13 protein-coding genes are annotated in these 16,067 nt (G+C 38.3%); 7 read left to right on the forward strand and 6 right to left on the reverse strand.

Annotated elements, in window-relative coordinates:
• Positions 1-56 precede the first annotated feature (56 nt).
• The 5 genes from ACFIMX_RS06120 to ssb form a co-directional block, all read right to left on the reverse strand.
• On the reverse strand, positions 57-569 hold the full coding sequence (locus ACFIMX_RS06120; protein ID WP_375617764.1) for a peptidylprolyl isomerase: 513 nt from the start codon (positions 567-569) through the stop codon (positions 57-59).
• Positions 570-587: 18 nt separating this feature from the next.
• Positions 588-1,172 carry a peptidylprolyl isomerase gene (locus ACFIMX_RS06125; RefSeq protein ID WP_375639871.1) on the reverse strand — a complete coding sequence of 195 codons (585 nt, stop codon included), beginning with the start codon at positions 1,170-1,172 and terminating at the stop codon, positions 588-590.
• A 2-nt stretch (positions 1,173-1,174) separates the two neighbouring features.
• The gene (gene coaD / locus ACFIMX_RS06130; RefSeq protein WP_375617762.1) at positions 1,175-1,681 is read right to left on the reverse strand and encodes a pantetheine-phosphate adenylyltransferase; all 507 of its coding nucleotides are present in this window, start codon (positions 1,679-1,681) and stop codon (positions 1,175-1,177) included.
• A gap of 24 nt (positions 1,682-1,705) precedes the next feature.
• Positions 1,706-4,489: a DNA gyrase subunit A gene (gyrA, locus tag ACFIMX_RS06135; protein WP_375639872.1), complete on the reverse strand. Its 2,784-nt coding sequence runs from the start codon at positions 4,487-4,489 to the stop codon at positions 1,706-1,708.
• A gap of 230 nt (positions 4,490-4,719) precedes the next feature.
• Positions 4,720-5,226: a single-stranded DNA-binding protein gene (gene ssb / locus ACFIMX_RS06140; protein WP_375617760.1), complete on the reverse strand. Its 507-nt coding sequence runs from the start codon at positions 5,224-5,226 to the stop codon at positions 4,720-4,722.
• A 330-nt stretch (positions 5,227-5,556) separates the two neighbouring features.
• Between ssb and uvrA the strand changes: the two genes are divergently transcribed.
• The 4 genes from uvrA (at position 5,557) to ACFIMX_RS06160 (ending at position 12,056) form a co-directional block, all read left to right on the forward strand.
• Complete coding sequence (gene uvrA / locus ACFIMX_RS06145; protein WP_375694184.1) at positions 5,557-8,472, forward strand: excinuclease ABC subunit UvrA; 2,916 nt, start codon at positions 5,557-5,559, stop codon at positions 8,470-8,472.
• A 1,074-nt stretch (positions 8,473-9,546) separates the two neighbouring features.
• Positions 9,547-9,885, forward strand: a complete 339-nt coding sequence (locus ACFIMX_RS06150; protein ID WP_015856528.1) for a P-II family nitrogen regulator — start codon at positions 9,547-9,549, stop codon at positions 9,883-9,885.
• A gap of 59 nt (positions 9,886-9,944) precedes the next feature.
• Positions 9,945-11,354, forward strand: coding sequence for a type I glutamate--ammonia ligase (glnA, locus tag ACFIMX_RS06155; protein ID WP_375639875.1), 1,410 nt, complete (start codon positions 9,945-9,947; stop codon positions 11,352-11,354).
• Positions 11,355-11,510: 156 nt separating this feature from the next.
• Positions 11,511-12,056 (forward strand): hypothetical protein, encoded by a 546-nt coding sequence (locus ACFIMX_RS06160; protein ID WP_375617758.1) that lies wholly within the window; start codon positions 11,511-11,513, stop codon positions 12,054-12,056.
• A 34-nt stretch (positions 12,057-12,090) separates the two neighbouring features.
• On the opposite strand, the gene ACFIMX_RS06165 is transcribed toward ACFIMX_RS06160, so the two are convergent.
• On the reverse strand, positions 12,091-12,873 hold the full coding sequence (locus ACFIMX_RS06165; protein WP_375694185.1) for an ATP12 family chaperone protein: 783 nt from the start codon (positions 12,871-12,873) through the stop codon (positions 12,091-12,093).
• 917 nt (positions 12,874-13,790) lie between these two features.
• Here ACFIMX_RS06165 and ACFIMX_RS06170 point away from each other — a divergent pair.
• The 3 genes from ACFIMX_RS06170 to ACFIMX_RS06180 are packed head-to-tail and all read left to right on the forward strand — an operon-like array spanning position 13,791 to position 15,971.
• Positions 13,791-14,078, forward strand: coding sequence for a hypothetical protein (locus tag ACFIMX_RS06170; protein WP_375639877.1), 288 nt, complete (start codon positions 13,791-13,793; stop codon positions 14,076-14,078).
• Positions 14,065-15,270: a DUF6421 family protein gene (locus ACFIMX_RS06175; RefSeq protein ID WP_375694186.1), complete on the forward strand. Its 1,206-nt coding sequence runs from the start codon at positions 14,065-14,067 to the stop codon at positions 15,268-15,270. Before ACFIMX_RS06170 ends, ACFIMX_RS06175 begins: the two co-directional genes overlap by 14 nt.
• Positions 15,267-15,971, forward strand: coding sequence for a DMT family transporter (locus tag ACFIMX_RS06180; protein WP_375694187.1), 705 nt, complete (start codon positions 15,267-15,269; stop codon positions 15,969-15,971). Before ACFIMX_RS06175 ends, ACFIMX_RS06180 begins: the two co-directional genes overlap by 4 nt.
• The last annotated feature ends 96 nt before the right edge of the window (positions 15,972-16,067 follow it).

Below are 16,067 nucleotides of genomic sequence, written 5' to 3' on the forward strand. Positions count from 1 at the left end.
ATCAGAAAAGAGTATTTTTTCTTAGAAACTTATAATTAAAATCAGTATAGTTTATACTATTCTACATCCGCAGCAATAATGGCTTTGGTAATTGAATCTGGATCTGCAACAGGTTCACCACGTTTAATTTTATCAACATTTTCCATACCTTCAACAACCTGCCCCCATATGGAATATTGACGATCAAGCCACGGAGCATCTGCAAAACAAATAAAAAACTGAGAGTTAGCAGAATTTGGATTCTGACTCCGTGCCATAGAAACTGTACCACGCTTATGAGAAAGATTTGAAAACTCTGCTGTTAAATTTGGTTTTTCTGCCCCCCCCATACCAGCACGTGATAAATCGAATTTATCACTATCCTTCTTTCCAAATTGCACATCCCCTGTTTGCGCCATAAAACCATCAATAACGCGATGGAAAATAACATTATCATAAGCACCTTCACGTACCAGTTCTTTAATACGTGCAACATGACAAGGTGCTAAATCAGCAAAAAGCTCAATAACAACTCTGCCCTTTGTTGTTTCAAGAATTAAAGTATTCTCTGGATTTTTATTCTCAGCCATATGGAAAGCTCCCTTGATTCATTTCTCAACTTGTAAAGTAGCAGCATTAATAACATCAGGATTTTTTACAGATCCATTATTACTTGTCGTACCTTTTTTTATTTTATCAACAACATCCATCCCCTTTATAACCTCTCCAACAACCGTATACTGACCGTTTAAAAAAGCAGCATCATCAAAACAAATGAAGAATTGAGAATTCGCGGAATCCGGATCTTGTGATCGTGCCATCCCAACTGTACCACGCTTAAATGACTGTTTTGAAAACTCTGCCGGTATATTAGGATAATTTGAGCCACCCATACCAACGCGTTTCAGATCAAAATCTCTACTGCCTTTTTTTCCAAATTCTACATCACCAGTTTGCGCCATGAAATTAGGAATTACACGATGAAAAACAACATTATTATAGGCCCCCTCCTCTGTTAATCTTTTGATTTGCGCAACATGTTTTGGCGCCAAATCAGGACGCAGACGAATAATGACATCACCATCTTTGAGAGATAAAACAAGAAGGCTTGCATCACTTGCTGGGCTAGGATTACCAGCGACAGCAGACAATGAAAAAAAACATATCAAAACAGCAAAAATTCTACGAAACACACTTATTCTCCCTTAAAAGATTGGTATTTCGAGCTTAAAGCTTGTGCAACATTGGGCGGTACAAATGGTGTCACATCACCTCCCATAGAGGCAATTTGGCGTACCAATGTAGAAGTTATCGCACGCCCAGAAACACTTGCCGGCAAAAAAACAGTTTGCAATTCAGGAGCTAGAATGCCATTCATCCCTGCCATTTGCATTTCATAATCAAGATCAGTACCATCACGCAATCCACGAACGAGAAATGAAGCACCAACTTCACGCGCCTTTTCAATGAGAAGGTTACTAAATGAAAGAACCTGCAATCGATTAGAATCTGCACCAAATAAGTCCTTCCCGACCTGCATAATGAAATCAACACGCTCTTCGAAGCTAAAGAGTGTTTTTTTGTCAGCCTGTATCCCTATAGCGACGACCACCTTATCAGCTAACACAAAACACCCTTTCAAAACATCAAGATGACCATTTGTAAGAGGATCAAAAGAACCCGCGTAAAGAGCAATTTTCATGACTTTACTCCTTCCTCTTAAAAATTATTTTTCTTCGCTCATATCAACTGTATCAGAATGCTTCTCACCTTCATCATCTAATGAACTCGTATCATCTTCAGGTTCAGAAATACGTTCAACCGATACGACTCTTTCACCTTTGGCTGTATTAAAAATTGTGACTCCCTTAGTTGAGCGCCCAGCAGTACGAATTCCCTCAACAGGGACACGAATAAGCTGCCCCCCATCTGATACCAACATAATTTGATCTTGCGCCTTCACCGGAAAAGCCGCTACTAATTTACCAATTTCAGCTGTTTTAGATGGATCTGTTGCGCGAATCCCTTTTCCGCCACGTCCCGAAATCCGGAACTCATAGGAAGAAGAGCGTTTACCATAACCAAACTCACTCACCGTCAAAAGCATTTGTTCACGTGCATGAAGTTCTGCATAACGTTCATCTGTTAACTCTGTTTCAGCACCCCCATCTTCCTCATCAAGAGTTATAATATCTTCAATATCAGCATCTGTACCAGAAGCACGCCGTTCATTCATTACACGTTTAATATAAGCAGAACGCTCAATGGACTTCGCCTCGACATGCTCTAAAATTGTCATCGAAATGACTTTATCGCCTTTAGCTAAATTGATACCACGAACTCCCACAGAATTACGCCCAGCAAAGACCCGAACATCAACAACTGGAAAACGGATACATTGTCCATTGGCTGTTGTTAGAACAACATCATCATGTTCTGTACAGGTTTCAACAGAAAGAATTTCATCTTCTTCATCAAGTTTCATCGCAATTTTACCATTACGATTAACCTGAACGAAATCTGATAATTTATTACGACGCACAGTTCCACGTGTTGTCGCGAACATAATATCTAATGCACTCCAGCTCGCTTCATCTTCAGGCAAAGGCATAATCGTTGTAATACGCTCACCTTGTTGTAAGGGAAGCATATTGATCAAAGCCCGCCCACGCGATTGGGGTGTCCCCAGCGGCAGTCGCCAAACTTTTTCCTTATAAACAATCCCACGTGATGAAAAGAAAAGAACCGGAGTATGCGTATTGGCAACAAACAACCGCGTTACAAAATCCTCATCCTTCGTGGACATACCAGAACGCCCCTTACCACCACGTCGCTGTGCACGATAGGTATTAAGAGGCACACGCTTAATATAGCCACTATGGCTTACCGTTACCACCATATCCTCTGATGCGATCAGATCTTCACTCTCCATCTCAGCGCTACCAAAACCAAATACGGTACGTCGCGGCGTTGCAAATTCCTCACGAAGAGCACTCAACTCATCCTTAACAATACACATAATGCGTACACGTGATGCCAAGATCTCAAGATAGTCAGCAATATCCACACCAATTTTATTCAATTCATCAGCGATTTCATCACGCCCAAGGGCTGTCAATCGTTGCAAACGCAATTCTAAAATAGCACGCGCCTGTTCTTCAGAGAGATTATAAGTACCATCCTCATGAATAATATGACGAGGATCATCAATAAGTTTAATCAAAGGCGCGACATCCATTGCTGGCCAGCGTCGCTCCATTAACTGTGCACGTGCTGTCTGCGGATCAGGAGCTTTGCGAATAAGCGCTATAATTTCATCAATATTGGCAACAGCAAGAGCAAGACCAACCAAAACATGTGCTCGCTCACGCGCTTTACGCAAAAGATATTTTGTTCGCCGACTGACAACTTCTTCCCGAAAAGAAACAAATGCACGAAGCATATCAAGCAACGTCATCTGTTCGGGTTTTCCCCCATTCAAAGCAACCATATTACAACCAAAGGAAGTTTGTAGCGGCGTATACCGATATAATTGGTTTAAAACAACTTCCGCAACAACATCTTTCTTCAGCTCAATAACAACGCGATATCCATCACGATCAGATTCGTCACGCAAATCAGAGATTCCCTCAATGCGTTTATCGCGCACCAATTCAGCCATTTTCTCAATCATTGTTGCCTTATTAACTTGATAAGGGATCTCACTCACAATAATTGCTTGTCGACCACTGCGAATTTCTTCGATCTCAACTTTAGCACGCATAATGATTGAGCCACGCCCTGTTTCATAAGCTGCACGAACACCAGAGTGGCCAAGGATAATACCCCCTGTAGGAAAATCCGGACCAGGAATAATTTCAATTATTTTATCGAGTGTGATATCGGGATTATCAATCAAAGCGATACAACCATCAACGACTTCACCAAGATTATGGGGAGGAATATTGGTTGCCATTCCCACAGCAATCCCCCCTGACCCATTAACCAAAAGATTGGGAAAACGCGCTGGCAAGACAACCGGTTCACGCTCACGCCCATCGTAATTATCCTGAAAATCAACAGTATCTTTATCAATATCAGCTAAAAGTTCTTCTGAAACTTTTTCTAAACGACACTCAGTATAGCGCATAGCCGCGGGTGGATCACCATCAACGGAACCAAAATTTCCCTGACCATCAATCAATGGATTTCTTAAAGAAAAGTCCTGCGCCATACGCACTAAAGCATCATAAATTGAAGCATCACCATGGGGATGGAATTTCCCCATAACCTCACCAACAACACCAGCAGATTTACGATATGACTTATTAAAAGAAAGCCCCATCTCATTCATAGCATAAAGGATACGTCGATGAACAGGCTTAAGACCATCACGAACATCAGGGAGTGCACGTGAAACAATCACGCTCATCGCATAATCGAGATAGGAGCGTTGCATTTCATCAATAATACTGATTGGTTCAATACCGGTTAGCACATCACGTTCTGGGTGTGGAGTAAGATCGGTCACAATTTCAAAACTTTCAAAAAAGAATCATTTCACTTTATTTATAGCGAAAAATACACAAAAATGCTAATTTCTCTCCCATGACAAAAAAGAAATTTAACAATATTTTTCAAGATGTTATTAATTTATATTTTAAATTACCAATAATAATTAACAATTTTCACTTCGATAAACTTCAAAAATCTGAAACAAGCAAACCATAAAATGATCATAATACTGCAATTTAAAGACTCTTAAAAAGGGACGTCATCATCTAATTTGTGTGAAAAACTTTCTCCCAATTGATTATTATTTTGACCAAAAGCATTTCTCTGATTTGAGTGACTATCGGCAAAGCCACCACTATAACTCCCCCCTTGACTTGCTCCTTGCTCCCCGCTCGCAGCTCCCCGACCATCAAGCATTTGTAATTCGCCACGGTACTTTTGCAAAACAATCTCTGTTGTATAACGATCATTTCCATTTTGATCTTGCCATTTTCGTGTCTGTAACTGCCCCTCAATATAAATTTTGCTGCCTTTTTTTAAATATTGCTCTGCAACTTTGACAAGGTTTTCATTAAAAATAACAATATTATGCCACTCAGTGCGTTCTTTTCGCTCATTTGTATTCCGATCGCGCCAACTTTCTGAAGTAGCAATACGCAAATTTGCCACTTGATCACCAGAATTCAAACGGCGGATTTCAGGATCCGCACCAAGATTACCAATCAAAATAACTTTATTAAGGCTACCAGCCATCGCATAAACTCCAAAATTTTAATTTGTAAAATACTCTGTTCTATAACAGTTATAACCATCTTGAGCTTCAATTTACATGTCGCAATTGACCATCAATATGGGTATTGCTATCCTTTACCAATATTGTATTCAGTGTAATTATAACAAAAGATGATAAAAACGCATAGTTTATTCCACCACGAGAGAATAAAAAGCTGCTCATTTGTATTTTTTTCACAAAACTTATACCTTCCTTTTGCATTAAAGCAGTTAAACACATTATAATTCTAAAAAAACAGTTTTATTCCATTTTAGGTGCTCAATTTTTGCCACATATGCCAAGGATAAAGTATGACTCATCAAAAATATATCTCCATTCGCGGTGCACGTGAGCATAACCTTAAAAATATTGATCTCGATCTTCCTCGTGATAAACTCATTGTTATAACAGGACTTTCTGGATCAGGGAAATCATCCTTAGCGTTTGATACAATTTACGCTGAAGGACAACGTCGCTATGTCGAAAGCCTTTCAGCCTATGCACGCCAATTTTTGGAAGTCATGCAAAAACCCGATGTCGACCGCATAGACGGTCTCTCTCCAGCTATCTCCATTGAACAAAAAACAACCAGTCGCAATCCTCGTTCAACGGTAGGTACCGTTACTGAAATCCACGATTACATGCGTCTTCTCTTTGCACGTATTGGTATTCCTCATTCTCCTGTGACAGGACTTCCTATTGAAAGCCAGACAGTAAGCCAAATGGTGGATCAAATTATGTCCTTACCAGAAGGAACGCGAATTTTTATTATGGCCCCTTTGGTGCGAGGACGAAAGGGAGAATATAAAAAAGAGCTAACAGAACTTTTAAAAAGAGGATTTCAACGCGCTAAAGTTGATGGAAAATTCTATGAAATCGCTGATATTCCACCTCTTGATAAAAAATATAAACATGACATCGATGTCGTGGTAGACCGCATTGTTGTACAGAAGGATATCACCTCTCGCTTAGCTGATAGTATAGAAACCTGTTTACAGCTAGCAAATGGGCTTGCCATTGCTGAAATGGCAGACCAACCCTTAGCACAAAAAGAAACGATAAAGGAATCTGCTCATAAGTCGAAAAATAATACACACAAACGGCTCATTTTTTCAGAAAAGTTTTCCTGCCCTGTATCGGGTTTTTCTATTCCTGAAATTGAACCACGCCTTTTTTCGTTCAATAATCCTTTTGGCGCCTGTCCTCTCTGCGATGGACTGGGCATCAAAAAAGCAATGGATCCACTGAAAATTGTGCCCAATAAAAATCTTACCCTCAAAAATGGCGCCATTGCTCCTTGGGCTAAATCGGATTCACTTTATTATAGCCAAACCCTAGAAGCATTAGGAAAAGCTTACGGTTTCAAACTCACAGATCAATGGTGTGAACTCTCTAATGAAGCACAACAGGCTATTCTCTACGGTACAAAAAGAGATGAAATTTCTTTTATCTATAAAAATAATTCTGGTTCGCATAAAACGACCCAACCTTTTGAAGGAATCATCCCTAATATGGAGAGACGCTGGAAAGAAACCGATTCTGCTTGGTCTCGAGAAGAAATCGAACGTTATATGTCTTCTTCGCCCTGCCCAGCTTGTCACGGTTATCGTTTAAAAGCAGAGGCACTTGCTGTAAAAATCAACGGAATGCATATTGGGCAAATATCAGATCTTTCTATTCTAAAAGCAGATGATTGGTTTGCCAATGTTCATCAATATCTCACAGAAAAACAACGTAATATCGCCGTACGTATTTTAAAAGAAATTCGTGAACGTTTGGCTTTTTTAAATCATGTAGGATTGGAATATCTTACCTTGTCTCGAAATTCAGGAACGCTTTCAGGTGGAGAAAGCCAACGCATTCGGTTGGCATCCCAAATTGGTTCTGGTCTTACAGGCGTTCTTTATATTTTAGATGAACCATCTATCGGTTTACACCAACGCGATAACGAACGCCTGTTGGAAATGCTGCGCCATTTGCGCAATCTTGGCAATACAGTTATTGTTGTTGAACATGATGAAGATGCTATTCTCACAGCGGATCATGTTGTCGATATGGGGCCTGCCGCGGGCGTTCATGGTGGAGAAATCATAGCGCAAGGGACACCGCAGGAAATTATAGAAAATTCAGCCTCTCTCACAGGCCAATACCTTTCAGGAAAAATGGCTGTTAAAATGCCGACAGAGCGACGCAAAATATCAAAAACGAAAATACTTAAAGTTATTGGCGCCAAAGGCAATAACCTCAAAAATATCAATGCAAACATCCCTCTTGGAACCTTCACATGCATAACTGGTGTTTCTGGAGGAGGAAAATCAACATTTCTTATTGAAACGCTTTTCAAAGCAGCGTCACATCATATCATGGGCTCTCATCACAGCCCTGCCAGCTATGACAAAATTGAAGGATTAGAATTTCTTGATAAAGTCATCGATATCAACCAGTCCCCTATTGGACGCACCCCACGCTCTAATCCCGCAACCTATACAGGCGCTTTTACACCGATTCGTGAGTGGTTTGCCGATCTTCCAGAATCAAAAGCCCGCGGTTACAAAGCTGGGCGTTTTTCATTTAATGTTAAAGGAGGACGTTGCGAAGCATGTCAAGGCGATGGAGTTATCAAAATTGAAATGCACTTTTTACCTGATGTCTATGTTACTTGCGATGTCTGTAAAGGAAAACGCTATAACCGAGAAACACTAGAAATAAAATTCAAAGGACAATCTATAGCCGATATTTTGGATATGACAATTGAAAAGGCGGAGGAATTTTTCCAAGCTATTCCCGCTATTCATAATAAAATGGAAACTCTCATTAAAGTAGGATTGGGTTACATAAAAGTAGGACAGCAAGCAACCACACTTTCTGGTGGGGAAGCACAACGTATAAAACTTGCGAAAGAACTTTCTCGTAAAACAACGGGACGTACACTCTATATTTTGGATGAACCGACAACAGGTTTACATTTTCATGATATTTCCAAACTTCTTGAAGTGCTTCACGAACTAGTCGAGCAAGGCAACACAGTTATAGTCATTGAACATAACCTTGATGTTATAAAGACAGCCGACTGGATTATTGATTTAGGACCAGAAGGTGGAGATCGCGGTGGTGAAATCGTTGCCATTGGACGCCCTGAAGACATCATTAAGGTTCCCGCTTCCTATACGGGAAAATTTCTAAAAGATGTTTTACTGCGCCCATCTCTCTATAATTCCGATTCTTAGAAACGCTTTCTATTGTAAAATACAGCATACTAACAAAGCCTGTACTTTTATTATTACCTGTAAACCAACACCTAATTCCAGTGGTGCAACACGTTTGAAGCAAAGACTAAAAACAATTTAGCGCTTTATAAGCTGTTTCAGTTGTCGTATTGCCAAATAGGAACGCGCACATAATTGCGTATTTATTCTCTGTTTTGTTTATACCTGAAACGATCAGACAGCCTAAACTGGGAAGAATACGAAGTTTTAAGGGTATAAATAAGTTCCTATCTTTCCATTTCCTTTTAATTTATCTTTATGATTTTCAAAGACATCCACAGCAATATCTTATAATGAAGATTGCCATTGCTTCACACTTTTATTTATCGCGTTCCTTAATGAAGATCACATTCCTCACGAAGGGACAAAACGCCCCAAACGGAATATATTTGCGTTGCCAATTCCCACATCTGTTTTAAAGAAACATTTCTCAATGCTCTCAAGCCCATTTCACGACGGCTCCTATGAATGCTATAATGATAAATTCATTATTGTACACCACCATCTTTACGTTTATGAAGAAGCATAATCGGCATCATCACACTTTTTTCCAATATTTGTCTTCCCTACTCCCTAATATTGTAAAGCCTTTAGTTATCGAAAGCTTTCATAAAAAGCATTTTATTTATTTTTTCAAATGTTGTTATCCACACACTCATAACTATTTATGATATATAAAAGTATCGTTTTGATTGATTGACGATAAAAAGATCTAAAATGAGAAAATCTTACGCTATTAGAATTTCTCATTTAATGTGGAGAGAGTCTAATTATCCTTATAAGTCAAGATATTATCTAACAAAAAAGAAACAAAACTCTTTTATTATATTATTTGAATTCTTGTATAAGAATTGTAAGTTTTTTTCCCAAAAAACAGTATTTGGCTGTATTCTACAAAAGAAACTCTCCTAAAAGAGCTTAGAGTATCATTATTTTCGACTTTTTGTGCACAAAGTATCTGTTGGACATCTTACAGTTGTCAATATAATGTGATGCAGTCTAAAAAGACAAAATAACGTTGGAGATAATTTCAGCATGAAAAAAATTGAAGCCATTATAAAACCTTTCAAACTTGATGAAGTGAAAGAAGCGCTTCAAAAAATTGGGTTACATGGTATTACAGTAACAGAAGCGAAAGGTTTTGGTCGTCAAAGGGAACATACAGAACTTTATCGTGGTACGAAATATGTTGTTGACTTTCTACCTAAAGTAAAGATTGAAATTGTTGTGTCCGATGAAAAACTGGAACAAACTGTTGATGCAATACGTAAAGCAGCTCAAACCAAACATATAGGGGATGGAAAGATATTTGTCTTTTCCATTGATGATGCAATTCGTATAGGCACGGACGAAACCGGTATCGATGCCCTTTAATAAATAACGAGAAAATTCACTTTTTTATCCACCTCAACGCCATATTAAGGAAATTGAATATGACAACCGCATCAGATATTATCAAACAGATTACAGACAACGAAATCCGTTTTGTTGATTTACGTTTTACTGATCCACGAGGAAAATTGCATCACATTACAATGGATATCGCAGAGATCAGCGAGGATACTTTTAGTGATGGTGTCATGTTTGATGGTTCTTCAATTGCTGGTTGGAAAACAATTAATGAATCTGACATGGTTTTAATGCCAGATCCAGCAACAGCACATATTGATCCTTTTTTTGCTCAATCTACTTTGGTCATATTTTGTGATGTACTTGATCCTGTCTCTGGTGAGTTTTATCGTAGAGATCCTCGTTCTATCGCCAAAAGGGCTGAGGTTTATATGAAATCTTTAAACATTGGAGATACAATCAATGTGGGTCCAGAAGCTGAGTTTTTTATCTTTGATGATGTACGCTATAAAACGGACCCTTACAACACAGGGTTTAAACTCGATTCAAGTGAACTTCCCTCTAATGATGATACGGAATATGAAACAGGAAATCTAGGGCATCGCCCACGAATAAAGGGAGGCTACCTTCCTGTTCCGCCGATTGACTCCTGCCAAGATATGCGTTCTGAAATGCTCACAGCACTCAAGGATATGGGCGTACAGGTCGAAAAACACCATCACGAAGTAGCAGCAGGCCAACATGAATTGGGTATTCGTTTTGATACACTTGTTCGCGAGGCTGACAAGATGCAAATTTTTAAATATGTTGTACATCAAATAGCAAACAGTTATGGGAAAACAGCAACCTTCATGCCAAAACCAGTTTTTGGTGATAACGGCTCTGGAATGCATGTCCACATTTCCATTTGGAAAGATAGCAAACCCATTTTTGCAGGAAATGAATATGCCGGACTATCAGAAACCTGTCTGTTTTTTATCGGTGGTGTTATTAAGCACGCAAAAGCAATAAATGCTTTTACCAACCCATCCACAAACTCCTATAAACGTTTGGTTCCTGGTTATGAAGCTCCTGTTCTTCTTGCCTATTCAGCACGTAATCGTTCTGCATCTTGCCGTATTCCTATGAGCTCCTCACCAAATTCAAAACGCGTAGAAGTTCGTTTTCCAGACCCAACAGCAAATCCCTATTTGGCATTTGCAGCCCTTTTAATGGCTGGTCTTGACGGTATCAAAAACAAAATTCATCCCGGACATGCTATGGATAAAGATCTTTATGATCTTCCCTTAAAGGAACTTAAAGAAATCCCTACTGTTTCAGGAAGCCTGCGTGAAGCGCTTGAAGCACTTGACAAAGATCGTGGATTTCTTAAAGCTGGCGACGTTTTTGATGATGATCAGATTAATTCCTTCATTCAAGTAAAGATGCAAGAAGTCTTGCGTTACGAAACAACACCCCATCCTGTTGAATTTGATATGTACTATTCTGTTTAAACAATCAATACGCATTCTTTTGATTTTAAAAATGGAGGCAAAAGCCTCCATTTTTGTGGATATTCGTCTCATGCAAAAGCGCAAGAGGCTTTTTGCTCGTCCGCTTTTCCTTTATAATGTGTTGAATCTCTTCAAATGAATTAACAAAGGTTTCTAATGCCGCGAATTTGTTTTCTCGTTCCCGTTCTTTTATGCATTGTCTTTATCACATCAACAACTAAAGCACATACAATAACCAACCAAAAACTTACAACTCTTGAGAAAGCAACATCTGCTTATAGTAAAGCACTTAAAAATGCCGATGCAAATGCCATCTTAAATGCTATTCCTCCCCAAGTCATCAACCGCTTAATCGCCAAAAAAAATCTTAATCAATCACAATTTCTACAAATCATGAAAAGCCAAATAGAACGGTTGGCAGAAAGTTACAAGATTGAAACGATCAACATTGATCAAAAACAAAAACGTGAAGGTACCCTTGATAATGGTACCCCTTATTTTGTTATACCCGTGGAGCTTGTAACCACAACAAATGCTGGAAAAAAATGCTCTATTCAAACTGAAATTATTGCCCTACTTCACAATAACCAATGGTATTTTATCCGTGGTAATGACGAAGCGCTCTTAACCATAACCAATGAACTATTTCCTGGACTTGATAAAGTAAAAACCAATCCTCAAAAAGTCACAAAAATACTCTGAGCGAAAAGAATGCACGTAAATAAAAGATTTTCCCCTATAAACAAGTTGTAACAATTGTAGCAGCAGCATTAAATTCAACTTTTTTATGAGCACGGCGTGCTATTGTTTCTTTATCCGTTCCCCATTGCTCCATTATCCAATCTTCATCTAAATGGGCAATAGACCAAGCATGATCAGCATCAATATTTCCCGCAGCAACAGCAAAAGCAATGAGAGCAGATCCCGTTAATGTTGTCATCATATGAAGTGCAGCAAGCATATAAGCAGACTCAACTCTTCGTAAATAATGACTCACCGCTTGAAGTGCTTCTGGTGATTGTTCCACATGCATCAGCCCTTCTGTCAAATAAAACCGCGCACCCAGTTTTTTTTCTGCCCAATCTAATAAAGGATCCCATTGTTCAGATTGTTTTTGCACCAACTCTTTAGGTGTCTGTGCACGATAAAAGATCATATCACATGCAACGAAACGCAATAAATCTTCAAAAACCGCCTGCATATCATCAGCGATACCATCAATCACAGTATTAACCAAACGCGTCATCGGCATTTTTGCAGGATCAACAACGTGCTTTTGGTTCTCAAATTCCTGAGCAACGTATTCAGCAAACACTTCTGTTGGCACATGAAAATGACGTCTTGCGGGCGTTTTTACAGGACGTTCATCCAACAAAATCGTAAAGCCGCCCTCCCCACAAGCGATCTTCACTTGCTTATAAAACCATTTTGGGTGTGATTGGAATGAAAGATTTTGAATTTTTTGAACAGAACTCTTTTTATTCAATGGCATATCAAAATGATCCAAAATCTCACGCATATTTGTTTACCTCTGATTTTTTCAAGAAAGCGACTGTTTCTTTAGGTTCTGTAGCTTCAATAAGGTTTAATCTGACCTTCTTAACGATTCCAAAGAAGAAAAAAAATCTTGCCAATCTCAATCTAACTTAAGAGTTATATTTCATGTTTCTTTTACAAACAAGACAATGATGATTGCCTTTTATATATTTAATACAATCATAATAGTAAAACAATTTTTAAAAGTATTATCTTAATTAAGAAGTTAAATATATTGAGTTTTATGGCAAAGATGTTCACGCCTTACCAATTTGCTTATTATTCACCTATAATAGTATTATCAATATGAACAGATTCAAAAACGCTGCTCATCCAAAAAATGATAGAGCAGTACGGTTTACGTGTCATTCACCTTCGCTTAACCATTCCAATAATTCTCTAACATATCCAATAAATACCCTGCATAGAATTTTTCTGCTCAATTACTCCCTTAAAAGACGCTGTTTTACGGCATGATAGAATAATGAACAGACAAAATTTATCGTAAATTTGCTTTCACATATACATTATTTTATAAAGCACTAAATTACTTAACGCATTGTGCTTGATATACTCTATCATATCACACTAGTTTAAATTTAGTCGCATAATTAAAAGAATAGAGATCATGCAATCTGAAAATAATACTTTTATTTATACACTTGGCCCTGCAGATACTAACTGTGCAGCTGCAGAACAATAGTGGCTTAACAATCACAATAAAAATATTTTGTCCACTAACTCGAGATTCCGTATTATCTTATACGCAACTCTTGAAGAAGCATTTAATGAACTTGCTCAAAAAAAGATGCTTATCTCTTAAGTTGTGCTGCTTACCCTGATTTGCATACACTCATATTTACCCGTTTAGGTGATATGCAATTATTTGACAGCTTTATCATGCCTACTCACTCTATGGTTTTAGCTAAACGCAATAACGCTGATGAAATTAAAACCATAGCGACTCATCCTGCCCCGCAATCTCTGGTAGCTCATCAATATGACAAAGTATTTGCCAACAGCCATGCTGATACAGCCGTTCTTTGTAAGGCTGAAAAAGCCGATGCTTGTATCACAACATCGGTTGCGGCAAATCGCTATAAGCTGAATATTGTCGAAAATTTTGGACAAGTGCCAATGGCCTTTTTGCTCCACTCACTAAAGTCAACTAATCATGAAAAAATCTGAAGCGCTTCTTTCCATTGTTAACTTGGTTGACAAATTCCGTATGCGCCAAGAACGAGATGGGAGCATTAAGGAACCAACTTCAGCAGATAGTAATATGATCAATAAATTGATCACTCTGCTGAACCACCATGCTAATATTCTTGACAGATTATCTCCAAAACTTTTAGCGACCATTTCTGATGATCTTCATCAGTGGATGCTCAGCGGTTTAACGCCCCCTCCTCAATTTGATAACACTTTGGCTGCTTTCAAAGCCCTATTACCAGATGCTCCCTTGTTTTTCTTGGCTCCAATGCGTGCAACAAATAGACCTGATCCAGAAGGATTCCGGCTGGAATTAGTTACAGGATATCGTCATGAAACGGCCTATCTTGCTGACGCCTCAAAATATACAAAGAATTATCTATCACCTTTTCAATGTATAAAAATGGGAATAGCATCAAGAGGTTTTTTAGAAGGCAATTGCATTGTTCTATTCCCAGAATCTGTAGCGACTGCTCAAAAAATTGATAAGCAAGCATTTGCTTTGTTTTTTTTCAGTAAATTCTTTGATATCTACAACAAGCAAACAATTGTGGAAGCTGAACGTTTACTCGGCCGTAATAGTAAATTCCTGTTCGGTCAATTGCAGAGTCGTAACTTATCTAAAGAAGACATTTACGATGCTCGCTGTTTGTGGGGCTATTATCATGACTATGCACATCATACTGGACCGCGGCCATTGGATAAAAATCTATATATAAAATTAAATTGGTTCACTGGTCTTCTAGAAGAAACTAAAGTTGATTTAATTATAGTCCGTATTATGCTACAAAATCATCCAAAATTTTGGAAAGAAATAACTGAATTTGTCCTATTAGAACGCATATTCCGTTATCCAAAAGATTCTGATCAGCATATGACATTCGATGCTGGTACAGGGATCTTGCTTTTTGAAATATTGATGCGGAACAAAGCATTGATTGAAACAAATCAAGGTTATCTTCAATTTGATTTGGAGCGTCTTGAAAAAGTAATAATATTGATGATAGCAGATATAGAAGCACTTGAAGCATTAGATGATGACGCTTATTTGGCAGGAGCTAAAGATTATATCCAAAATAATCTTGGAAAACCACAGACCTCAAAGTCACGATTTAATTTTTCAACATCATCTTATGCACAGCGAGTGATTAGAGGATTAAATCATTGAGTTTTATAAAAGAACGATTACTATTATTTACTTTTGCCATTCTAGCATTGTTTTCCATAAGTTGGTTATTATCTAAGAATTTGGTTAGCAATATACCCGTCATGCATGCGGTTGGACTTAGGTTGTTTGCCACCGCTGCCACCTTATGGCTGATTGCAGTATTTCGTGAGAAAGCTGTTTTCAGATCCCTACCATTGCTTTCCATGATACCTTCTTTTTTAATTCTATCAGTGTTAGGATTCTCGCTGTATTTTGTATGCAGCTTTAGTGCATTAAAATCACTCAAAGCCAGTGATTTAACCATGGTGCTCGCTACTATTCCAGGAATTACTTATATATTAGGTGCATTGACAAATGTCCTTAAATTCTCATGGCTGAAGCTTAGTGGAGTGATAATTTTCAGTGTAGCAGCTGTAGTATTCAATATAAACAGTGGAGAAGGTGGATACAGCCTAATAGGAATAGCTCTTGCTTTAACAGCAGCCCTTTCTTACTCTGCTTATGGCTTATTGTCTAAACGTTATCTTAAAAATCTACCTTTGCTCACCTCACTGGCTTGGATCACGATAATTTCTGCAGCATCATTTATGCCATTATTTATTTTTGATCCTGCCCCACTCTTATATCTTAAGTTAGAAGATATATTTAAAATATTGATTTTAGGAACTGTTTGCTCGGCACCAGTTTACGTATTATACTAAAAAGTTTTAGCCGAAGGAGGCGTATTATACGCCAACACTATCGGCGTATTATCCCCTTTTGCAGTGGTTGCATGTGAATGGATAATCGACTCGAGC

Origin of the sequence: Bartonella sp. AD24XZML (assembly GCF_042196485.1) — a bacterium.
GTDB lineage: Bacteria > Pseudomonadota > Alphaproteobacteria > Rhizobiales > Rhizobiaceae > Bartonella.